Origin of the sequence: Novosphingobium sp., from assembly GCF_049240505.1 — a bacterium.
Taxonomy (GTDB): Bacteria; Pseudomonadota; Alphaproteobacteria; order Sphingomonadales; family Sphingomonadaceae; genus Novosphingobium.
Genome location: NZ_JBMLSM010000005.1, coordinates 24,816 through 47,183, shown reverse-complemented (window position 1 = coordinate 47,183; position 22,368 = coordinate 24,816). Strand labels below are relative to the sequence as shown.

14 protein-coding genes are annotated in these 22,368 nt (G+C 62.5%); 3 read left to right on the top strand and 11 right to left on the bottom strand.

Annotated elements, in window-relative coordinates; translation table 11 throughout:
- Nucleotides 1-3 precede the first annotated feature (3 nt).
- Both ACOVQ0_RS00430 and ACOVQ0_RS00425 read right to left on the bottom strand, forming a co-directional pair.
- Entirely contained in the window at nt 4-1,830 is a 1,827-nt protein-coding gene (locus tag ACOVQ0_RS00430) for a methyl-accepting chemotaxis protein (RefSeq protein WP_421878611.1), read from the bottom strand.
- 253 nt (nt 1,831-2,083) lie between these two features.
- Nucleotides 2,084-4,597, bottom strand: coding sequence for a TonB-dependent receptor domain-containing protein (locus ACOVQ0_RS00425; RefSeq protein ID WP_421878608.1), 2,514 nt, complete (start codon nt 4,595-4,597; stop codon nt 2,084-2,086).
- Between the two features lie 260 nt (nt 4,598-4,857).
- On the opposite strand from ACOVQ0_RS00425, the gene ACOVQ0_RS00420 reads away from it, so the two are divergent.
- Complete coding sequence (locus ACOVQ0_RS00420) at nt 4,858-5,955, top strand: DUF2332 domain-containing protein (RefSeq protein WP_421878605.1); 1,098 nt, start codon at nt 4,858-4,860, stop codon at nt 5,953-5,955.
- A gap of 40 nt (nt 5,956-5,995) precedes the next feature.
- Here ACOVQ0_RS00420 and ACOVQ0_RS00415 read toward each other — a convergent pair whose 3' ends face one another.
- The 3 genes from ACOVQ0_RS00415 to ACOVQ0_RS00405 are packed head-to-tail and all read right to left on the bottom strand — an operon-like array spanning nt 5,996 to nt 11,700.
- Complete coding sequence (locus ACOVQ0_RS00415) at nt 5,996-8,869, bottom strand: CHAT domain-containing protein (RefSeq protein WP_421878603.1); 2,874 nt, start codon at nt 8,867-8,869, stop codon at nt 5,996-5,998.
- Nucleotides 8,870-8,909: 40 nt separating this feature from the next.
- The gene (locus ACOVQ0_RS00410; RefSeq protein ID WP_421878601.1) at nt 8,910-10,142 is read right to left on the bottom strand and encodes an SLC13 family permease; all 1,233 of its coding nucleotides are present in this window, start codon (nt 10,140-10,142) and stop codon (nt 8,910-8,912) included.
- 25 nt (nt 10,143-10,167) lie between these two features.
- Nucleotides 10,168-11,700 (bottom strand): malonate--CoA ligase, encoded by a 1,533-nt coding sequence (locus ACOVQ0_RS00405; RefSeq protein ID WP_421878598.1) that lies wholly within the window; start codon nt 11,698-11,700, stop codon nt 10,168-10,170.
- 110 nt (nt 11,701-11,810) lie between these two features.
- Here ACOVQ0_RS00405 and ACOVQ0_RS00400 point away from each other — a divergent pair, with 110 nt between their 5' ends.
- Entirely contained in the window at nt 11,811-12,491 is a 681-nt protein-coding gene (locus tag ACOVQ0_RS00400; RefSeq protein ID WP_421878595.1) for a GntR family transcriptional regulator, read from the top strand.
- Nucleotides 12,492-12,760: 269 nt separating this feature from the next.
- Nucleotides 12,761-14,995, top strand: a complete 2,235-nt coding sequence (locus ACOVQ0_RS00395) for a TonB-dependent receptor (RefSeq protein WP_421878592.1) — start codon at nt 12,761-12,763, stop codon at nt 14,993-14,995.
- 106 nt (nt 14,996-15,101) lie between these two features.
- Here ACOVQ0_RS00395 and ACOVQ0_RS00390 read toward each other — a convergent pair whose 3' ends face one another.
- The 6 genes from ACOVQ0_RS00390 to otsB form a co-directional block, all read right to left on the bottom strand.
- The gene (locus ACOVQ0_RS00390; protein ID WP_421878590.1) at nt 15,102-15,449 is read right to left on the bottom strand and encodes a hypothetical protein; all 348 of its coding nucleotides are present in this window, start codon (nt 15,447-15,449) and stop codon (nt 15,102-15,104) included.
- Nucleotides 15,449-16,255, bottom strand: coding sequence for a hypothetical protein (locus ACOVQ0_RS00385; protein ID WP_421878588.1), 807 nt, complete (start codon nt 16,253-16,255; stop codon nt 15,449-15,451). The genes ACOVQ0_RS00390 and ACOVQ0_RS00385 overlap by 1 nt, the downstream gene beginning before the upstream one ends.
- Nucleotides 16,256-16,262: 7 nt before the next feature.
- Nucleotides 16,263-18,251: a hypothetical protein gene (locus ACOVQ0_RS00380; RefSeq protein ID WP_421878585.1), complete on the bottom strand. Its 1,989-nt coding sequence runs from the start codon at nt 18,249-18,251 to the stop codon at nt 16,263-16,265.
- Nucleotides 18,252-18,372: 121 nt separating this feature from the next.
- Complete coding sequence (locus ACOVQ0_RS00375; RefSeq protein ID WP_421878582.1) at nt 18,373-19,779, bottom strand: alpha,alpha-trehalose-phosphate synthase (UDP-forming); 1,407 nt, start codon at nt 19,777-19,779, stop codon at nt 18,373-18,375.
- Nucleotides 19,776-21,554 carry a glycoside hydrolase family 15 protein gene (locus ACOVQ0_RS00370; protein WP_421878579.1) on the bottom strand — a complete coding sequence of 593 codons (1,779 nt, stop codon included), beginning with the start codon at nt 21,552-21,554 and terminating at the stop codon, nt 19,776-19,778. The genes ACOVQ0_RS00375 and ACOVQ0_RS00370 overlap by 4 nt, the downstream gene beginning before the upstream one ends.
- Nucleotides 21,551-22,348 carry a trehalose-phosphatase gene (otsB, locus tag ACOVQ0_RS00365; RefSeq protein WP_421878576.1) on the bottom strand — a complete coding sequence of 266 codons (798 nt, stop codon included), beginning with the start codon at nt 22,346-22,348 and terminating at the stop codon, nt 21,551-21,553. The genes ACOVQ0_RS00370 and otsB overlap by 4 nt, the downstream gene beginning before the upstream one ends.
- Nucleotides 22,349-22,368 lie beyond the last annotated feature (20 nt).

Sequence of the window (22,368 nt, the reverse complement as noted above, 5' to 3'; positions counted from 1 at the left end):
GGTTCAGAACTCCGACCAGTCGTTGTCCAGCGCAAGATTCCCGCTCACCATCGGCGGCGGCGTGGGAATCATGCGTGGCGCAGGCATCGGCGTCACCGCCACATTGCGTCGGGCAGGCGCAATCCCGAACCCTCCGGGGCGCTCGTCCCCTATCTTGAAGCTGGCAAAGGCGCTGGAAAGCTGGCCCGCCTCCTGCGTCAGGTTCTTGGTCGCGGCATTGGTTTCTTCCACCATCGCGGCGTTCTGCTGGGTCATCTGGTCCATCGCACCGATGGCCTGGTTGATCTTGCGCAGCGCCACGCTCTGTTCGCCCGCCGTTTCGGCAATGGTAGAGATCGATGCGGTCACCGTGCCCACGCGGCTGATGATCGTCTCCAGCGCCGATCCTGTCTCGTTCACCAGCGAAACGCCCGAACGGACATGGCTGGTCACGGCTTCCACGCGCTGCTTGATGGCGTTGGCCGCCTCGGTCGCGCGTTGGGCCAGCGCGCGCACCTCGGATGCCACTACGGCAAAACCCTTGCCCGCTTCACCCGCCCGCGCCGCTTCCACGCCTGCGTTCAGTGCCAGCAGGTTGGTCTGGAAGGCGATGCCGTCGATCATCGTGGTGATGTCGGAAATCTCAGCGCTCGCCCGCGCCACGTTGTCCATCGCCTCGATGGCCTTGCCAACAACCTTGCCGCCGTTTTCAGCCTCGCTGCGCGCTTCCACCATTGATCCGCTCACGTCGGCGGCGATCTGGGCATAGTCCTCGATCTGCGTGGTCAGGTGATCCATTGCCGATGATGATGCCTGCAGGCTAGATGCCTGCTGTTCGCTGCGGTTGGCAAGGTCGGTGGTGGCCTGCTGGATTTCGCCGGAGGTCAGGTTGATCGCCATGATGCTGTCCTGCACCAGACCCATCGCCTGGCAAAGCCGCTCCATCGCTTCGTTGAAATCGTGCGCCACGGTCTGGAATGCGGGCGGCACATCGGTCAACCGAACCGAAAGATCGGCATTGGCCACTGCGTGCAGATGCGCGCCGATCTTGGCCATCGCCTGTTCGCGATCCGCCACGGCGCGCGCGCGTTCCAGCGCCGCATCGCGGAAGAACCGCACGGCCTGCGCCATCGCACCCAGCTCGTCACTGCGATCCGTGCCGGGGATGGAAGCGTCGTTGTTGCCATTGGCCAGCGCCGACATCGAATGGGTAAGGTCCGCAATCGGCGTTGCGATGGAATGGGAAAGTTTGCGTGAAAGCACCAGCGCAAGGCCAATCAGCAGCGCACCGCCCACGACAAGCCCGATCCACGCAAACATGATGGCGCTTTCCTGCCGCGCCGTCTCTGCGGTAATCGCCTCGTGCTGGGCATCGCGCACCGCACGCAGCGGCAGTACGGCGTCGCTGACCAGCACGGCCTTGCCTGCTGCGCGAATGGCCTCCTGCGCCACATCACGCTGCCCGGATTTGACCACGGCAACATATTTGTCGCCCCAGTTCTCGCGCCATTTCAGGGTTTCGCTTCGCGATGTGCGGACCAGTTCCTGCAAGGCGGGATCGGTCAGACGCGCTTCCAGCGCTGCCGATGCCTTGTCGTAATCGTCGCGCCCCTCGTAATACGATTTCAGATAGCTTTCGTCCGCCGTGACCAGAAATCCGCGCAACTGGCTATTCTGCCGCAGCAGCGCGGTTTCCAGCGTCAGCGTATCGGCCAGCACGGCCTGACTTTCGGTATTGCGCGCGGTTACGCTCGATACCATCGCCAAACTCACGCCGAACACGATCATCATGATCGCCGCTGTCACGTTGAGCGCCACGAACGAAAGGCCAAGCCTGCGTGGGATATTCATGCGATCGAGCACTGTCAGGGTATCCTCGAACTTGAAGACGATTGTATAGATTACAAACACATATCGTCATTGCGAGGAGGCGAAGCCGACGAAGCAATCCAGTGTCGGCCTAAAACGCCCTAGATTGCTTCCCCTCGCTACGCGAGGCTCGCAATGACGAATGCGAAAAGTGTGTGTTTGCAAGCTACATGATCGCCAACTTGAAGGTGTGGCCCGCCCCCGCAGGGGATGGAGGACGGGCCATCGGGGGGACTCAGAAGGAATAGCGGAGCGATGCGGTCACCGTGCGCCCGTTCATCACTTGCGCATTGGTCAGCCCGCCAGCGGGGATCGCCGCCGAGGCGATCTGCACGATGGCCAGCTTGTCGAACACGTTGAAGGCATTCACGCCCAGGGTGACGCGGTCCACGGGGCGGAACTGCACGAACGGGCTGACCAGCACATAACCCGGCTGCTTCAACAGGTTGCTGTCCTGCGCAAAGCTGCTGGTCGTGCCGTTCAGCACAGTGCCAAACGTAACCTTGTCCAGATTGACTTCAGGCCGCGCCTGGAACGACAGAGACGGGATGTGGCGCGGGCGGTTGCCTTCCAGCGCCGGATCGGTGAAATCCTTGGTGATCTTTGCCTTGGTCCATGTCGCCCCCAGCGTCAGCGCAAACGGCCCTTCGCGGACCTCGCCTTCAAACTCGATGCCCTTGGCGCTGTAGGTGCGGTTGATCGGGATCACCACCACCTGGCCGCTGGCGTCCGCGCCGATCTGGTAATTGCGCTCGCCGGTTGATGCCCAGAACCCGGTGACATAAGCCGTCAGCCCGTCCTTGCGGAATTTCACGCCCGCTTCAGCCTGCTTGACCACGTTATAGGCGGTCGATGGGTCGATCAGCGCGCCGCTATTGGGATCAAGCGATCCTGCCCCCAGAATGCGCTCTGCATTGGCACGCGCGCCCCGGCTGTAACGGGCGAAGACCGAAAGCGGTTCGGCCATGCGATAGTTCACGCCAGCGGAGTACGAAACGTAGTCGTAGTCATAATCCACCGCCGCAGGCTGCGTCAGCGGAAGGATCGCCACCTTCGTTTCCGCGACCGAGATCGTGCCGTTGCGATTGATGTCGAGAGCCGTTTCTCCGATACGCCCGCCGCCAAGGCTGGATGAAAAAACGCGCCCTTTCACCGTTCCGCGATCCCAGCGCAGGCTGCCACCGATCGCCAGCTTGCCGATCTGGTAGTTGGCCGAAGCATAGGGGGCCAGAACCTTGTAATTCAGGTCATATCGCGTGTGATAGGCGGCCAGCGGCACGCCGAAACCAAAGCCATAGGCATAGACCGCGCCATCGGTCAGCGGCACACCACCAGCGCTGGTCAGGTTCACCGGCGCATTTGCACCATTGCCTGCCAGATCGTTGATCGAATTGACAAAATTCCAATACATGTCGACCGTCTGCGACGAATTGTAGACGCCGGCCGTGGTCGTCAGCTTGCCTTCGCCCAGCGCCCACACGCGGCTTGCCCGCAGATCGTTGGTGGCATTGTCCAACTGGTTGTGTCTGGCGTTGATGCGGATCGAATAGGCCAGCAGTCGCGCATCACTGATCGCCTGCCCTGCCAATGGCCCGCCCGCATAGGTCAGCGTTGCACCCGATCCGCCAAACAGCCCCGCAACTGCCGGGGCAGGGGCGGTGATCATCGGCAGGGCTTCGTTATATTCACCGCTGATATCGGCAAAGCGGAAGCGATTGCTCACCGTCCATCCGGCCACGTCGAACTGTGCTTCCAGCCCGACCGATTTGGTCACGCCGCGCAAGCCGTTCTGCGCATCGAGGGTGGTCGGATTGTTGTTCTGGTCCACGCCCAGATAACGCGGGGTAAAGCGTGATTCATAGGCATCACGCCGAATGTCGTTGCCCGGCAGATCGTTCACCTTCGGCGCATCATTGCTGCCCGTCAGCAGGATCGGAAACAGCGAATAGTTGGGCTGCCGGTCATCCATGTATTTGGCATAGAAGCGGATATATCCGCCCGCGAACGCCTTGGTCACATTCGCCTTGATCTGGCCACCCTTGAACCCGTCATAGCCAATGGCACGCGGCCCTTCGCCCTGACGATAGAAGCCACCCACATGAAAGCGCCAGCCATCCCCCAGCGGGCTGCCATAGGCAAAATCGATGCGCTTCAGATCGTAGCCGATGCCGCTCGAAACCTGCACCAGCCCGCCTGCCGTTTCACCGGTGCGCGAAATCAGGTTCACCACGCCGCCGGGCGAATTGGAAGCGAACGTCGATGCCGAACCGCCACGGATCGCCTGCACCTGCGAAAGCGTCAGATCAGCCCGCAGGAACTGATCGGCAGAGGCGAAATGCAGATCGCCAAACTCCAGCACCGGCAGCCCATCTTCCTGCAATTGCAGGAACTTCGATCCATCTGCCGAAAGCGGCAACCCGCGCACGGTGATGGCCGAAAAGCCGTCGGTGTCCGATGTTTCTGCGCGAATGCCGGGAATGTTCTGCATGATCCCTGCAACCGAGCTGACGGAAAGCTTGGCAAGATCGGCCTCATCGATCACGCTTGCCGAAATCGCGGTGTCCAGAAGATCGCGCCCTTTGGCAACGCCGGTGCTGAACGCCTTCTTTGCCGGAGCCGCCTGCGCGGCCTTTTCGCCGGAGTTGCTTTCGCGGGCCGGCGCCTCGTCGGCAGCCCAGGCGGTATGCGGCGCGGTAGTGGCAAGCAGGGTAGCAGCAAGAAGCGGGAATTTGCGCATCGGTGTCCTCATGTCGACTTGGAATGGTCGATTTCTGTCGAGTATCACCAATAATCACGGGCTATTAACCCTGATGCTGCGCAGGGCTATGTAAAATTACCGATATTATCAGATATTTGTATCACCTTGCGCAGCGAATAGGGACTTACCCCTAGTTGGCATTGGCACCCTGTTGGGCATGAGCGCCTATTTTCGGCCTGCACATATTGCCGGTTTCAACGAAAGTATCTGTTTTGTCCCTGCCCGCGACAGTTCCCACAATTGACGAAACCATGAACCGGCCAGCGCCATGTGCCACAGGCCGGGCCGAGGCACAGTTGCGGATAGAGGCTGCAAAGGCGCGGGACTTCGGCAAAGGCTTCCTCGCTGCCATAATGACAAGCCTCGCGCGTGTCCTGCCCGATGCTCCGCAGATGCGCCAATGTATTGAACGCTGGCCAGGTGATCTTGCTGGTGCAGGCGTAATCTTCCGCCTCAACGCGGGGCTGCACGCGCTGGCCCGTTCGGGCAAGCACGGTGCATTGCAGCGGCTCTATCGCACTGCCACCGCAGAAACCTGCCCGGAACCCGAACAGCTTGACCGGCTTCTGGCCGATGTGTTGACCCACCACACCGCCGAACTGATGGAATGGATGGCAGGGCCGACCCAGACCAACGAAGTGGCCCGCGTCGCCGGTTTCGTGGCCGCCCTTCTGGAACTGAACGCGCCGGCTGCCCTGTCTTGCGAAGTGCTGGAACTGGGCAGCAGCGCCGGGCTGAACCTCAATCTTGCGCGCTATGGCTGCGTGATGGGCGAGACATTCAGTGGCGATGTTCACAATCCGGTGCAGGTTGCCCCGCGCTGGCATGGGCTTTCCCCGCCGCCCGGCCCGCTGGTCATCGAACGCGCGGCAGGCGTCGATCTCAGTCCGCTCGATATCGGCAACGATGCCGATTGTGAACGGCTTCATGCCTATATCTGGGCGGGCGAACGCGCCCGCAGCGTCCGCCTGCGCGCGGCCATCGCGGTTGCGCGGTCGCATCCACCACAAGTCGCCACGGGCCTCGCCAGTCGCTGGCTCGCCATGCAGCTTGCCCGTCCGCAAAGGCAGGGCACGCGGCGCGTGATCGTGCATTCGATGGTCGTGCAATACATGCCGCAAGTCGAACGCGCAGCGGTGGATGCCGCGCTCACTTTCGCGGCCACTGCTGCAACCCCTTCGCGCCCGCTGGCCCGCATCGGCATGGAATGGAGCGCGGATCGCAGCACGGTGGAACTGCGGGTCACCCTGTGGGATGGCAGCAGCGCCGCTGGCCGTACCGTGGTCGCAGCACACTGCCACCCCTATGCCGAATGGTTCGAATGGTACGGTCTGAAGGGCATTTTCTGAACTGCACCTAGATGCACCTAGCCGCACTTAGACCGCCGTTTCAGCGTCCTACGAACACGAAAGGCGCCCATAGCGCGGGGTCACGCAGGCCTGCATCACGCCCTTTTGCCATCGCCAGCATCGCCCGCTGAAGTGCCGTCGCCGGATCGCTTCCCCGCGCGAATTGCGACAGCGTTTCGACCGACAATCGCGCCGCCACATCATCGCGCACCGCCCAGTGCGAAACCAGCAGGTTGCCCGCCCCGGCGTGTAGAAAAGCCCGCGCCAATCCGCCAAGCCCGCTTCCGTCGATGCCTGAACCGGCGGCTGTGTTGCAGGCCGATAGAACCACCCAGGCCCCAGAAAGCCTGAGGTTCATGATCTCGTCCGCCGTCAGCAGCCCATCCCCTTCGCCCGCCGGGGTCAGCACCAGCGCAGGTTCGTGCAGCCCGTCGATCTCTCCGGCAACAAGCCCGTGCGTCGAAAGCGCAAGAACATCGACCTGCGCCATGTCCGCGCCGATCAACGCCGCCTCGGTCGCGTCTCCCCCCGTCAGCACCGTGCTTTCCCGCGCGCCAAGCGCCCGGCCCAATGCGGCCAGTTCCGCAGCGCTGGCGGGAAGGGGCGGGAGATCGGCGAGGCGCTGCGCATTCGCGGCGGAGCGGAAGGGGGTGGCGCTGGCAAGCTGGAGACCATCACGCCCAAGCTGCGGCGCACCAAGCGCAAGGTAAGCACGCGGTTTCTCGTGCGCTTCCCGAGGCTTGGCAGACATTGTGGCGAGGCTGGGCAAAGTTACGAGTGCGTGATCTTCCACCAACCAACGCGGTCGTTCTGCACTGCCGCCTGCCAGCACGGCAAAGGGCAGCGAGGAAAACGCACCACCTGCTGAAATGAGCACGCGCCTGCGCTTACCGATGATGTGGGCGACGGCTGCAGGCAGGACCATACCGCGCAGTTCCGCGCTGGCGGCATGATCAAAATTGCCCTGCGTTTCCAGACTCTTGCGCAATTTTTTGACCAAGTTGGCAGCGCGGCGCGACGTTCCGCTGCGCACGACGACCGCCGCCTTGCCATTGGCCGCGATGATGACCAGCCCCTGTGGCCCCGGCGCGACAATCAGCAGCGCTTCGTCTTTGTGCAGCAAACCCTGCGCGGCAGGCAAAGTAAGCCGGTCGGTCACTTCACTGCGCACCAGTTCGGGCGCGATTTCAGCCACTTGAGCCGTCAGGGCGTCAAGCCGCGCAGTGGCGGCGGTGCGCTCTGCCTCAAGCGCAACAAGCCGATCTGGCGCGGCGCCTTGTCCGGCAAGGCGCAATTGCCTGTCGAGCAGGGCCTGCACCGCCACCGCCGCATCCTGCCGTTCGCGCAAGAGCGCGGCCCTGGCTGGATCGAGCGCGGCCATCCGGCGCGCGGCAGCGCGGGCGGCAATCCCGGCTGAGCCTTCGACCACCGGCTGCGCCAAAGCAAAGGCCTGCGCCACATCGCCCGCCTGCGCCGCCGCTTCCAGCGCCCAGCCAAAGCCGGTGCGCAATGAACGGTCCAGCCCGGACCGGCGCGCCCCGGTCGCTTCCAGTTCGCGCAGGCGCAGGTCCAGCCCGGAGGCGGCGGCAAGGGCGCGGGCAAGCCCTGTCGGCGCATCTTGACCACCGGCATCGGCAAACACTTCGAACGCCGCAAGCCGCGCTTCACCCACCAGCGCGGCATTATCGGCCATCATGCCGCCCGCCTTGCGCAAATCCTGCGCGCCTTGCTGCACAGCGCGCGCCCGCGCAGGATCGCCCGCCTCGAAAGCGGCAATGGCAAGGCGATCTTCCCCATCGATCCTTTCACGATGGTGCGGCGGATAGCGGCGGGTGCGCACGTCGGATACCGTCGCATATTCTGCCAGCGCACGGTCCGTATCGCCTTCTGCAGCGAATGTCAGGGCCAGCGTTTCCCGCGCGAGCAGGGCGCGATCGGCCTCGCTCCCCAGATCCTGCACCATCTTGTCCGCCGCCGCGCGGGCAAGGTTCTGCGCCTCTGCCACCTTGCCATTTGCGGCAAGAATATTGGCGAGCGTGGCCACGTAGCTCAATGTTTGCTGGCTTTCGCCGAAGCGCGCATAGGCCAGATCCATACCCCTGCGCGCCACGTCCTCGGCTTCGTCCAGGCGTCCAAGGTCCATCAGCACGCGGGCCAGTGTGTTGAGATTGACAGCAAGGAACGGGTGCTTTTCGGGCAGGAAACTTTCCAGCAACGCCTGCGCCTTGCGTCCTTCCTCAGCCGCTTCTTCAAGCCTGCCCGAAGAATAGAGGAACGTGACGAGATTGGCAAAATGCGGCGCGGCATTGACGGGTATGGGCGATAGGCGGCGGTCGATGGCAATCGCTTCGCGCACGCTGGCAATGGCGCGGTCCGTCTCGCCATTGCGGATCTGCGCGTTGGCAAGGTTGGACCATGCAGCCGCAAGATTGGTGCTGGGCTGCCCGCCCGATGTGGCCACGCGCCAGTCAAGCACCTGCTGACCAAGCGCAGTTGCCTTTTCGAACTCGCTCAGCGTCAGATACATGACGACTTGCGCATTGGCGACGAGCATCCGCCGTTCGCGCCACTGCGGCCCCGCAGCATCAAGCACGGTTGCAATGCGTTCAAGCCGGGCAGCGCCGCCCTTCACATCGCCCTGCAGATAATCGGCGGTGGCAAGTTCTGCCTCAAGCCATGCCAGTTCGGCGTGGCCTTCGGGATAGAGCGTGCGACCATAAGCCAGAACCTGTTCGAAGGCCTTGCGATAGGCTGCGGGATCCGCCCCTTCATCCAGCGCATCGGCGGCGGCAAACATCGTGTCCAGCTTTGCGCGCTGCTGCACCGTCGGCTCGGCATGAGCCGTTCCGATGCCAAGCCCGATTGCCACCGCGCCGATTACGACGCACAGCCTTTTGCCAGCAATCCTTCCCATCGGCGCAGCATTGTCGAACGCTTGCGCAATGGCAAGAATCCTATTGAAAGATCGGCACAAACACCGCCCAGGCCAGCAGCGGCCCCACGCCCACGATCAATGCAGCATAGCCCAGCAGTTTGCGCAGCATTGCGGGACGTTCGGCTTCGGGCGAATTGCCGACGATCAGCGCGCCGTTGGTCGAGAAGGGGGACGTATCGACGATGGTGTTGGCGATGCACAGCGCCGATATCACCGCCATGACCGATAGCTGCGATCCCGCCAGCAGCGGCACCGCCAGCGGGATCATCACGCCGAGCAATGCGGTGGACGAAGCGAAAGCCGAGACGACGCCTGCCAGATAACACAGCAGCAATACCGCCAGAGCCGGTGAGCCGACCTGTCCGATCATGTCGCTGACAGCGGCCAGCGTGCCCAGCCTTTCCATCAGGCCCACATAGATGACGATGCCCGAAATCAGCAGGATCGTGGACCAATCGACCTGTTTCAGCGCACCGTCCTGTGTGCGCGGGGCGACGATGGCCAGCGCAAGGATCACCATGAGCGCCATGAAGCCGATGTCGATCTTGAACAGCAGTGCGCCGATGGCCAGCGCGGCAAGGCCGACCAGCGTCCACGCACCGTCGCGGCCCAGAACAGGGGGCGCTTCTGCGATGCCTTCGTGCGTAACGCCACTGGCAGCTTCGCGGCGCGCATAGAAGGCCCAGATCACCAGCGCCAGCGCGGCGTTGAAGGCGGCGCTGGCGAGGAACAGATACGTCGGATCAGGCTCTATCCCGCTGGACGCCAGAACCTTGTTGGTGATGCCGCCATAGATCGAGATGGGCGAAAACGCGCCCGCCTGCGCGCCGTGGACCACGAGCAGGCCCATCATCAGGGACGAGAATCCATGACTGCGGGCAAAGCGCAGCGCAATCGGCGCGACCACGGCAACCGCAGCGGGGCCGACCGCGCCCAGCGCTGTCAGCACGCCGGCAACGACGAAGACGAGCAAGGGCAGGAGCGCCGTATGCCGACCCAGCAGCGCGGCAGCACGCGCCACCAGCCAGTCTATCGCGCCGTTGCGGCTGGCGATGCCGAACAGGTACGTGATGCCCAGCAGCGTCAGGAACAGATCGGTCGGGAAGCCCGCCAGCACGTCCTTCACCGAAAGGCCGCCGACGAAAACGCCAAGGCCCAGCGCAGCGGCAAGGCCGATCAGCCCCATGTTGACCGGCAGCCAGACGGCAGCGGCAAAGATGACGATCAGGATCGCCACCGATAGCAGGATCATTGTTCTTACCCCCTCCCGACTTCGGTTACTGGCTGAAGAGTGTCCCGTAAGTCTCCCGTAGCAGGGCTTTTTGCACCTTGCCCATCGTATTGCGCGGCAGTTCTTCGACAAAGACGACCGCGCGCGGCTGCTTGAAGCGGGCGAGGCTGTCTTTCAGCGCGGCAAGCACTGCTGCCTGATCCAGCGCGCCATCGGTGGATTTGACCACCGCGACCACGGCTTCACCCATGTCGGCGTGCGGCACGCCGATCACCGCGCTTTCGGCAATGCCGGGAATCTCGTCCAGCGCGGCTTCGACTTCGGCGGGGTAGATGTTGAAACCGCCCGCGATGATCAGATCCTTGGCCCGGCCGACGATGTGGACATAGCCGTCAGCGTCGATAAAGCCGAGGTCGCCGGTGATGAAGAAACCGTCCGCGCGAAATTCCTGCGCGGTCTTTTCCGGCATCTGCCAGTAGCCGCCGAACACATTGGGGCCTTTCACTTCGATCCCGCCAATCTCTCCCTGCGGCAAAACGGTGGCAGTTTCAGGATCGGCGATCCGCACCGCCACGCCGGGCAGGGGGAAGCCGACGCTGCCGGGCTTGCGCAGGCCGTCATAGGGATTCGACGTGTTCATGTTGGTTTCGGTCATGCCATAACGTTCAAGGATGGCATGGCCTGTCAAAGCGCTGAATTCCTTGTGCGTTTCGGCAGACAGGGGGGCAGAGCCGGAGACGAACAGGCGCATCCCAGCGGCCAGTTCGCGCGTGAAACCGGTGTGGGTCAGGAGCCGCGTGTAGAACGTGGGCACACCCATCAGCACCGAGGCTTGAGGCATCAGACTGACAAGCGCATCGGCATCGAACTTCGGCAGGAAAATCATCGCCGCGCCTGCCGCGATCGTCACATTCGTGGCCACGAACAGCCCGTGCGTGTGGAAGATCGGCAGGGCGTGGAGCAGGCGGTCCTCTGCCGTAAAGCACCAGTATTCGCGCAAGGTCAGCGCGTTCGAGGCGAGATTGGCGTGGCTGAGCATCGCGCCCTTGCTGCGCCCGGTTGTTCCCGACGTGTAGAGAATGGCGGCAAGGCCATCAGCGGCGGCGGGCGCAGAATCGAAGGTTTCAGGCTGACCGGCGGCGGCATTGATCAGCGTTCCGCCGGTGCCATCGGCATCGAGCGTCAGCCACGCGGACACGCCAAGGTCGGTACAGAGCGCGGCCATCGCCGGTTCGTCATCCGGGCGGCACAGGACCAGCGATGGACCCGCATCACCCAGGAAATAGCGAACTTCGCCAATGGTATAGGCTGTGTTCAAGGGCAGATAGACCGCACCTGCCTGCAAGGCTGCGAGGTAGGTGAGCAGTGCGGTTTGCGACTTTTCCACCTGCACGGCAATCCGGTCCCCCGGCTGCACACCGCTTGCGCGAAAAGCATGGGCCAACTGTGCCGAACGCGCGAAGGCGGCAGCATATGTCAGCACGCTGCCATCCTGCGCGATCAGGAATGGTGCCTGTGGCGAAGCGGTGCAGGTGGCGAGGAACAGGGACAGGATGGACTGCGCGGCAGATTCGGCCAAAGGGGCACCCATTGTTGTTGGTGGTGAGCGACGGTTGTGATGACACCGGTTGTTTCCGGCCTTCGTGTATGCAAGATTCGCGTATTCGCACATTTGGGAATGCAACACCTGTGAATGCAGAGCAAGACCCCTCAGCCGCGCCGCTGCTGTCGGAACGCATCAGGCTGGCACTGGCTGACGAGATTACCGCCGGCCTGATCGCGCCGGGAACGCAACTGGACGAACAGCAGCTTGGCACCCGATTCGGCGCATCGCGCACACCGGTGCGTGAGGCTTTGCGCCAGCTTTCCGCATCGGGTCTGGTCGAGATGCGCCCGCGCCGGGGAGCGGTTGTGGCCGCGATGACCGCCGCACGCATCTTTGAAATGTTCGAACTTTCCGCAGAGATCGAGGCATTGTGCGTGCGGCTTGCCGCGTGGCGGATGACACCGCTGGAACGTAATCATCTGCGGCGAATCCACGAGGAATCGGCCGATGCCGTGGCACGCGGTGATATCGACGAATACGATCGGCTGAACTGGCGCTTCCACGATACGATCTATGAAGGCACGCATAACGCTTTCATCGTCGAACAGGCCAAGGCGCTGCGCGAACGCATGGCTGCGTTCCGCCGGGCGCAACTGCGGGAAGGCGGACGTCCGGCCCTGTCCCGGGGCGAACATCAGGGCCTGCTGGACGCCATCATGCGCGGTGATGGCGAGGATGCAGCCAAGCAGATGCGCGCACACATGTTCAACGCATCCGGCGCGCTGGAACGCTTCACATCGTTCCTTGATACGGATCGCAACTAGCAGGCCGTGCATACCAGACTGTCATTTTGATTAGTTTTCGTATGCCGAACTCCAAATTCGTTACAATTTGACACCTTTCTGGCTTGCGCTGTCAAAAGCTGTGTGCAAGATCATGGGAATAACGATCGGTGGCAAGTCATGCTGCGGACGGGGAGGAGCCAGAATCGCTGCACGGAAGCATACTTCCGGCGAATCTCTCTCCACGCTGCCAACCCTGTTGGCAGCGTTGTCCATCGATCGACGCAGGTTGTTTTGAGGGAGAGAGTACTATGAGGAAACTGCAATTTGCCTGTCTGGCGTCGGTGCTTGCGCTGACGGCAAGCCCGGTTCTGGCGCAAGAAGCGCAAGACGCCGCGGAAAGCCAGATCGCCGATGGCGATATCGTCGTGACCGCCAACCGCACCTCGTCGCTGCTGTCGAAGACCCCGATCGCCATGTCTGCCGTTGGCGGTGAAAACCTGATCCAGTCGGGCATCACCAACCCGACCCAGCTTGAAGAAACCGTTCCCAACCTTTCGATCGTGCGCGGCAACGGCCTGCAGATCACGATTCGCGGCGTGACCAGCACCGACGGCACCGAAAAGGGTGACCCTTCGGCTGCGTTCATGGTCAACGGCATCTACATCGCGCGTCCGCAGGCACAGGAAGTTTCCTTCTTCGACATCGAACGCATCGAAGTTCTGCGCGGTCCGCAGGGCACGCTCTATGGCCGCAACTCGACCGCTGGCGTGGTCAACATCATCACCGCACAGCCAAAGTTCGAATTCGGCGCACGCGCCGACGTGGTTTATGGCAGCTTTGACGCGATCAACGCCACCGCGTCGATCAACGTTCCGGTCAGTGACACGATCGCTTTCCGCGTGGCTGGCAACATGGACCAGCGCGACAGCTACCTGATCGACGGCAATGCCGCTGACGGCATCGGCATCGGCAAGTTCAAGAACAACAAGGCCGTGCGCGTTTCGGCGCTGTTCAAGCCGTCGCCCGATCTCAGCCTGCTGCTGATGGGCGATTACAGCTGGCAGAAGGGCAGCCCCAGCAACGGCGTGCCGGTTTCGAACTTCTACTCGAACATCGTCAGCGGCCCGCGCGCCACGTTCGAACGCCCGACCTATCGCGAACCCGATACCACTGCCGGCCGCACGCTTACCCCTGCGCAGGGCCAGTACACCTTCCGCGACAACACCGATCGCGGCGTGATGGGTGAACTGAACTACACGATGGGCAACGTCACGCTGACCTATCTCGGTTCGTACCGTGAATCGGACCGCAAGGAGTTCTCGAACCTCGGCGCGACTGCGGTGACGGCGGACTTCTACGGTTCGTACTGGCAGACCTCGCAGGAAGTGCGCTTGGCCTATGGCGGTGACGGCCCGCTGCAGGCGCAGGTTGGCGGCTACTACTTCAAGGAAAAGTCGGGCATCGCCTTCTTCATCAACAACCTGCTTGGCCCCAACACCCGCTATGGCTTCCCGCAGAAGCCCACCATCGCGGAAAACAAGTCGGCTTTCGGTCAGGTCACCTATGAACTGGTCGAAAACCTGAAGATCACCGGCGGCGTCCGCTACTCGCACGATCTCAAGTCGCGCGTGGGTGCAACCGTGCTCGACACCTACAGCCGCGTTGGCGATTCGGCGAACATCGGCAACTTCATCAGCCGCGCCACCTTCCAGACCAACGACGCTTCGCGCACGTTCAGCAAGGTGACTTGGCGCGCCGGTATCGATTATGACACCGCGCTGGGCCTCGTCTACGCTTCGGTTTCGACCGGGTACAAGGCAGGCGGCTTCAACGACGGTTGCGAAATCGGCAAGGGTCCGAACTGCGTGCTGCCTGCCAGCGTGCTGTACTACCAGCCGGAAGAGCTGACCGCCTATGAAGCAGGCTTCAAGTTCAAGATCAGCCCGGAATTCCGCCTGAACGGCACACTGTTCCACTACGATTATCAGGGCCTGCAGCTTTCCTCGCAGGGCAACTGCGCACCTCCGGGACAGCCGGAAGCGCCGTGCCAGATCACGCAGAACGCTGCGAAGGCCAAGGTCGATGGTGTCGAACTTGACGCCATGATCCAGCCAACCGACCGTTTCTCGGTTCGTCTGGCGCTGAACTATCTCGATGCGCGCTATGACCAGTTCAACCCGCGCCCGACGATCGATTTCAGCGGTCGCGCCCTGAACCGCAGCCCCAAGTGGAGCTGGATTGCAGGCGTGAACTACACGGTGCCGGTTGGCGAAGGTAAGGTGGTTCTTGATGCGCAGACCGCATCGCGTGGCCAGTACGAAGTTACCGATCTGACCAACTTCGTGTACTTCCAGCAGCCGGGCTATTCGAAGACCGACGCTTCGATCACCTACAACGCACCGAACGACCGCTTCTACATCGCGGGCTTCGTGGAAAACCTCGAGAACAACCTCGTGGTGACCGGCGCTTCGATCGGCGCGTTCGGCGCAGTCAACTTCTCGGACCCGCGCACTTATGGCGTGCGTGCCGGCGTGAAGTTCTAATTACTCTCCCTCGCCGACCTGCGTGCTTCCTATCAGCAGGTCGGCAATCGGGCGGGCGGTATCCTATTGGATCCGCCCGCCTTTTTTGTTCCGAGGAAACTGGCGCTTACCCCAGCTCAGAGAGGCGCAGGTGAAGGCGATAGGCGCGCGTGTCAGACCCTTCGACCGGTTCCTGCAACAAGGGCGCAACCCATTCGAAACCCGGGCGGAAAAGCATATCCGGCCCGAATATTGCGTGAGCCAGACACAGCAGCATGATATCGCGCGACGATTGCATGCCATAATGCTCTGAGACCTGCGTGCCTGCCAACGCGCGTCTATTCAGTTCATCGCGGGGCATCGTGGCGGCAAGATCGGGGTTGGCCGTGGCGATCACTTCGGCCATTTGCAGCGCAACTTCGGGAATGCGCTGGGCGGCAAAGGCGGCTGAAACGCCAGGCGATATCGCCAGCATCAGAACATCACCCAGCCATTGCTGATCATACCTGCGCGGATTTCGATCTCGAAATCGGTCGCACTGCCGGGGCCAGCGCGGAGCAGGGGCGTGCCATCAGAGCGACTGCACAAGAGCAATCGTCCATACGCGATCGGTTCAATCCGCACGTCCTCGTCACGGAAAGGTAGCAGGCGCAGGCCGCGCGCTTCATCCTGCAGCATCGCGCGGAAACCTTCGAGCTGCTGATCGGCGTTCTGTCCGATGGCCGCGCAGGTATCGCGAATGCCCGGCTCTGCCGCGTTGACCAACGCGTTGCTGTCTCCCTGTTCAAGCGACGCGGCAAGCCCGCGCAGCCAGGCGATCAACTGCGGTCGCGCGGATGCCGGATCGGCGGGAAGGCGGGAATTGCGCCAGCGCATTCCCGGCAGCGCAGCGGCCAGAAAGCGGTTTTCCGCACCGGTGGGGAAAGTCGGTTCGCCCTGCACATCGGCAATTCGCCAACGCGCCTCTGCCACAACCTCGCCGTTTACTTCGCCTCCGGTAAAGTCCGGCGGCAGACGGTGGACCTGTACCCACGCTTCGGCTTCGTCGAGCGCGGAGCCGAGCGGCTGCCCATCCGACCCCACGAAGCCGGGATCGCCGCCTCGCAGCACGCTGGGTCCGTGGACGGTAATGCGCAGCCGGTTCTCGCCATCCTCAAGCCAGCGGCCCGCAAATTCGATCACGTTGCCAACATTGGTGCCCGTCAGCGAAGCAAGCGGCACGTCGTTGAGCGAAGCAGTTGCCCGCACGTTGCGGCTATCGGCCTTGATGGCGTACATCATATGTCCTTCAAAGCTTTACTTCGTAAAACGGCTCGGTCTCACCGATGAGCGTGGCCGGGCCATACTTGCGCGTCCAGAAGAACACTTTGACCGATGCGTTCGCTTCTACAGGCGTGAGACCAACCGAAATGTTCGATTCTGGCGGTTGACCGATGCTGCCGTCCCACTTGCCAACTGCCTGAACGCCACCACTGACATCGGCAGAGATATGGATGATCTTGGCTGCAACAATGTTGCCTTCCAGCTTCAGCGTCACCGCGCCGGTCACGGTGGCCGTCCGCCCAACGACGGGCGAATTGGTCAGTTCTTCGTAAGAGCCCTTGAGTTTTACGCTGCCAGAGAGCGTGCCGATAATCCTGGCAGAAAGCAGATCTTCATCATCGGCCAAACCAGGGAATGCCACGCAAAGACCGAAACTGACTTCCAGCGCGGCATCGATAATAGTGATTTCAAGTTCCGCCCCGAAATAGCGACCGACCAACGCTTCGTCGGGGAGCTGTTTGATTCCCCAGACAACTTTGACTTCACCCGACAGCGCCTTGACCGAGCCGGTCACTTTCCAGCCGATCTGCACGCTGCGATTCAGCCAGTTGCCAAGCTTGTCCGCTCCATCGATGACCGATTTGGCCATCGATATCCATTCCACGAAGTCCTTGAACGATGCGCCCAGTTCAACGCCATCGTGTTCGACCGACACGCCGATGCCCGCGACATAGCCCAAACCATCATCGCTCTTTACGTTCTTGTACAACGAACCGCTGGACGCGCCTGAAGCCGGATCAAGCATATCAACGGAGCCATACGTGTGGGTCGTGTCGAAAGTGCCCGCGCCCTTGCGGTCAATCGTGCGGCCGATCTTCGCTTCCTGCTGGGAAACCTGTGTCACCATACCACTTTTGTCGGTGACTGTGATCTGCTTGTCCGAAAGGCTGGCCTTGCCGCCATCCAGGGCGACACCCCGTGCATCCCGCCCTGCATACTGATTGGTAAATTCGCCCTCGATCTTCTTTTCCACGGTCCGCGTCTGCGCGCCCGCATTTTTGTTGGTCGTCGTCGTTTTCGAAACCGACAAAGACCCGCTGATCGATTCCGGGAAGCTCAACTTCACGATCAGAAGCTTTTCCGGCAGTACTTTGATCTTGCAGGACATCCCGCTGACGGCCTGCGACGAATTACGGTTGCCGCAGGAATCCGAACTGATTGTATAAGTTCGGGAAAGATCCGTTTTGCGGATGAGCGCGGCAAGAAACGCCAGTGGCGTGAGCTTGGAACTGATCACAGGATCGGTAATCGGCGCAGCAAGAACGCTGAATTCACACGAGGTGCGCCCATGCATGGGGCTGGAAAGCCCCTTCGGCACCGGTTCGATCGAAAGATCGGGATGGGATTTCGCACCGCAAAAACCCGGCCCCGGCTCCAGCTTGACTTTGATTTTTTTTGGTTCGCCCTTGCGGCTGCCTTCAACCGGCGCGACCAATTGTAGATCGACCGTGCGCAGTTTCACGCGCCCGCTGATCCGTGCCGGAGGGACCGGCATCCCATCCAGCGGTGCTAACGTGATCGTCTGGAAACCGCTGGCGGGTTTCTCCTTGATCAGCTTTCCCAACCAGTTCTGCGATGTAAAGCGCGCCCACAGCGTTTCATCCGGCGGCGGCAGTGAAATCGTCATCGCGTTGAGATCGCATGGTTCCAGCGACTGTGGCTTGGGCGGCGCCAGCAAACCAGCCACGCCGCTGCTCTGCTGGCGCAATGGGCAGGATTGCACCGTTTTCAGCGGGGCAGGCGGGGGGACCGGGCAGGATGCAGGTACGGGGACAGGCTTTGCTGTCGGGGCGGAAGCGGGCGTTTGCGCGGGTGCGGGCAAAAGCAGCGGCGCAGGTCTTTGCGGGTCCAGCAGGTTCAGCGAATTGTTGGCCATGCGCGACCAGGCAGATGTTGCACCGGCCCCTTGGCCCGAACCGCCACCGAACTGTCCACCGCCCGCTTGCGAGGCCATGCCTCGTACTCCCCGTGCTGCCCAGAATCACGCTACCTGCAAATGCGCTATCCTGCAAAGCATGGTGCGCCGCTGTGCGTTGGCGCACGAATGCCGGGGCTTCGGAGCAGTTCTGGCCGATTCAAGCCACCGAACGGTTGAGTTCTGTCACCTTGCCATCTTCCACATCGTCTGCTTCCAGACATTCGCGGAAGCTTTCCAGCCACCACATCACGTCGCGGCGGCGCACGTCTTCGATCATTGCGCTCCAGCGCATCTTGCGTTCAGTCAGCGACATGCGCAGCGCGTGTTGCAGGGCGTCCGATAGTTCTTCGGCGCTGTATGGGTTGACCAGCAAGGCTTCCGGCATCTGTTCTGCCGCCCCGGCAAAGCGCGATAGGATCAGGACGCCCGGATCATCCGGGTCTTGCGCCGCGACATATTCCTTGGCCACCAGATTCATCCCATCGCGCAACGGTGTGACGAGGCCGATCTTCGCCGCGCGATAGACGCCTGCCAGCACATCGCGTGGGTAGCCCTGATTGACATAGCGGATGGGCACCCAATCGAGTTCGGCGTGAGCGCCGTTGATCCGTCCGGCAAGGCCTTCCAACGTCGACCGGATACGCTGATAGCTTTCCACCGCCCCGCGCGATGGCGGCGCGATCTGGAGCAGAACCAGACTGTTACGCTCTTCCGGGTGCTCTGCCAGAAAGCGTTCGTAGCCCAGAAACCGCTCTTCCAGTCCCTTGGAATAATCGAGCCGATCGACGCCCACGATAAGCGCCCGCCCGACAAGGCTGGCACGCACTTTTTCATAGGTGCGGCGCGCGGTCAGGCTGCGGGCCATCTCTTCGAACGCGCTTGCATCGATGCCGATGGGGCAGGCGACAAGGCGCACACTACGCCCATTGCAGCGGACAATGCCGTTGTCGTCCACCGTCGCGCCCATCTCTGCCTTCACGAAATCGACGAAGGAATCGAGCCATTCCTGCGTGTGGAACCCGATCACGTCATAGGCGAACAGCGTTTCCACCAGCGCAGCGGCTTCGGGCAGGGTGCCCAGCAGGCGGCGCGGGGGCCAGGGGATATGCAGGAAAAAGCCGATGCGGTTCCTGATGCCCCGGTTGCGCAATTCGCGGCCCAGCGGGATCATGTGGTAATCCTGCACCCACACCACATCTTCCGGTTCGATCAGCGGCAGCACGGTCTCGGCAAAGCGCTGGTTCGCGCGTTCATAGCCGCCGGCAAAGCTGCGCTCGTATTCGGCCAGATCGATGCGATAGTGGAACAGCGGCCAGAGCGTGCGGTTGGCATAGCCGTTGTAGTATTCCTCGACGTCCTGTTCTTCCAGATCGACCGTGGCGGTGGCGACGCCATCGGTGCGCTGGAAATTGATGTGGCCGGTGAATTGTTCGGTAACCTCGCCCGACCAGCCAAACCAGATGCCGCCATTGGCGCGCAATGCGGCCGACAGCGCCACAGCCAGTCCGCCCTGCGCCCCGCCGCCCGCGCTGACGCGGTTCGAGATGACAATCAGGCGGCTCATCGGATCGACGTCCAAGGTTTACTCAAAAGCCCTGCGCAGTTGATGATGCCGACCAGCGAATAAGTCTGCGGGAAATTGCCCCACAACTCGCCAGTAACAGGGTCGATGTCTTCGGACAGAAGACCCGATTTCGTGCGTCGCATCAGCATTTCCTCGAATAGGGAGCGCGCTTCATCCGTCCGTCCGGTCAGATGCAGCGCCTCGATGAGCCAGAAGGTGCAGACGTTGAACGCTGTCTGCGGCAGGCCGAAATCGTCCTCGGTAGCATAGCGCAGCATGTGCGAACCGCGCCGCAGACCTTGCTCGATGGCGGTGAGCGTTGAAAGAAAACGCGGATCGTCAGGAGCGAGGAAGCGCAGGTCGAGCAATTGCAGCACGCTGGCGTCCAGATCGTCACCCGCGAACGTGGCGGAAAGGCGCTGCGTGTCCTCGCGCCATGCCGAAGTCTCGATGGTTGCGCGGATCGTCGCCGCACGGTCGTTCCACAGCGCGGCACGATCCTGCAGCCCCAGCGTGGTGGCGATATTGCCCAACCGGTCGCAGGCGGCCCAGCACATCGCCGAGGAATAAGTATGGACCGATTGCCGCGTGCGCAATTCCCACAGGCCTGCATCGGCCTGATCGTGGCTGGCCCATGCGCGCTCACCCACCTTTTCCAGCGCCTCGAAATCCTCGATTCCTGCGGGGCGCAGCAGGCGCTGGTCGAAGAACGCCTGCGCGCTCGACAGCACAATCTGGCCGTAGGCGTCGTACTGGATCTGCTCATAGGCCTGATTGCCCACGCGCACCGGCCCCATGCCGCGATAGCCGGGCAGGTCGGGCGCAAAGCCTTCTTCCAGCCGCGCTTCGCCCAGCACGCCGTATAATGGCTGAATGTGCCCGCCCTTGGCATCGTCAACGATATTGCGCAGATAGGAGAGGTAGTTCTCCAGCACGTCGAGCGCGCCCAGCCGGTTCAGCGCCTGCACCGTGTAATAGGCATCTCGGATCCAGCAATACCGGTAGTCCCAATTCCGTTCGGACCCGGCATGTTCGGGAATGGAGGTGGTCAGCGCCGCCACGATCGCCCCGGTTTCCGCGTGCTGGCACAGCCGCAGCGTGATGGCGGAACGGATCACCGCGTCCTGCCACTCCAGCGGGATGGCAAGGCCGCGCACCCAGCCGCGCCATTCCACGCAGGTCCGCTCCAGCATCTCGTCGATGGTATGGGCGATATTGCCGGTAAAGCTCTCGTCCGGCCCAAGATAGAAATGCAGGGGCCGCTCCAGCCGGAACGTGCGCTCTTCGGCCACCATGCCCACAGGCGCGCTGGTGGTCAGCCGCATGGTCATGGCCGGGCCGGGATAGCGGATATGGCTGGTTCCGCCGATCACGCCGGGCGAGGGGCGGCCCCAATCGCGCGTGGCGCGAAGGCGCACCGTGATGCGCGGGCTTCCGTTGACGGGCCGAACGATGCGCGCAAAGGCCACCGGGCGGAAGGTGCGCCCGGAATGCCGGTAGAATGGGCAGAAGTCGGTCACTTCGATGGCGTTGCCGTGACCGTCTTCGTGCCGGGTAACAAGGATCGGGGTATTGCGCACATAATGCTGCGAGGTGACGACCACGCCTTCCAGCGCAATGTCCCACAGCCCGCTCTCTGGCGCTTCTCCGCCCAGCAGCGCGCTGAACAACGGATCACCGTCCACGCGCGGCACGCAGGCCCAGACGAACCGTCCAGCCTCGTCAACGAGCGCGGAAACGTGGCAATTGCCGATGGGCCACAATTCCATGCTCATGCCTCAATGTTCACGGGCGCGATCGCCCTTTCCAGCCAGTCCAGCACGTCACCAACGCCTTCCAGACGATAGCGGGCAGACGTCCTGCGCAGCGGGCCGACCAGCACACCCCATCCACCATGCGCGGCGGCAGCGGCAAAGCCTGGCTCGTCGGTGAGATCGTCACCCAGCATGATCGGCACGGCGCGATCGAACAGGGGCGTTTCAAGAAACCGCGCCACCGCGCTGCCCTTGTCGCCCCCGCGTGCGCGCAGTTCGACCATCATCTTGCCAGGTTGCAGGTATAGCCCGTGCGCCTCGGCCAATTCGCTCGCCAAGGCCAGACTCGCCGCCTCCAGCTCAGGCACCATGCGATAGTGCAGCGCCACGCCCAGTGGCTTGCGTTCGACGAGAAGCCCCTGATGCGCCTGTGCGAGACGATCGAGGGCTATGGCAACATCTGCCAGCGACAGCGGGATTTCCGGCACACTGGACCTGCCATCGGCAAAGTGGATTTCCTGCCCGTGGCTTCCGGCGATACCTATGGACTGCAGGCCAAGCTGCTTGCGCACGAAGTCCGCATCTCGCCCCGTCACGATGGCCAGCCTGCCATCAAGCCGCTCTGCCAGCGCAGCAACCAGATCGCGCACGCGTGCATTGGCCTGCACGGCATCGGGCCGATCGATCAGATCGACAAGCGTTCCGTCAAAGTCGAGAAAAAGCCCTGCTTGCGCTGGCAATTGCGACGGTGGAATATCGAGATCGCGCTGTGCAGGCGCGCGCATCTCTGCGGCTTGGGGGCCTTGCGGGTCCAATGCGGGGTCCAATTTCTGCT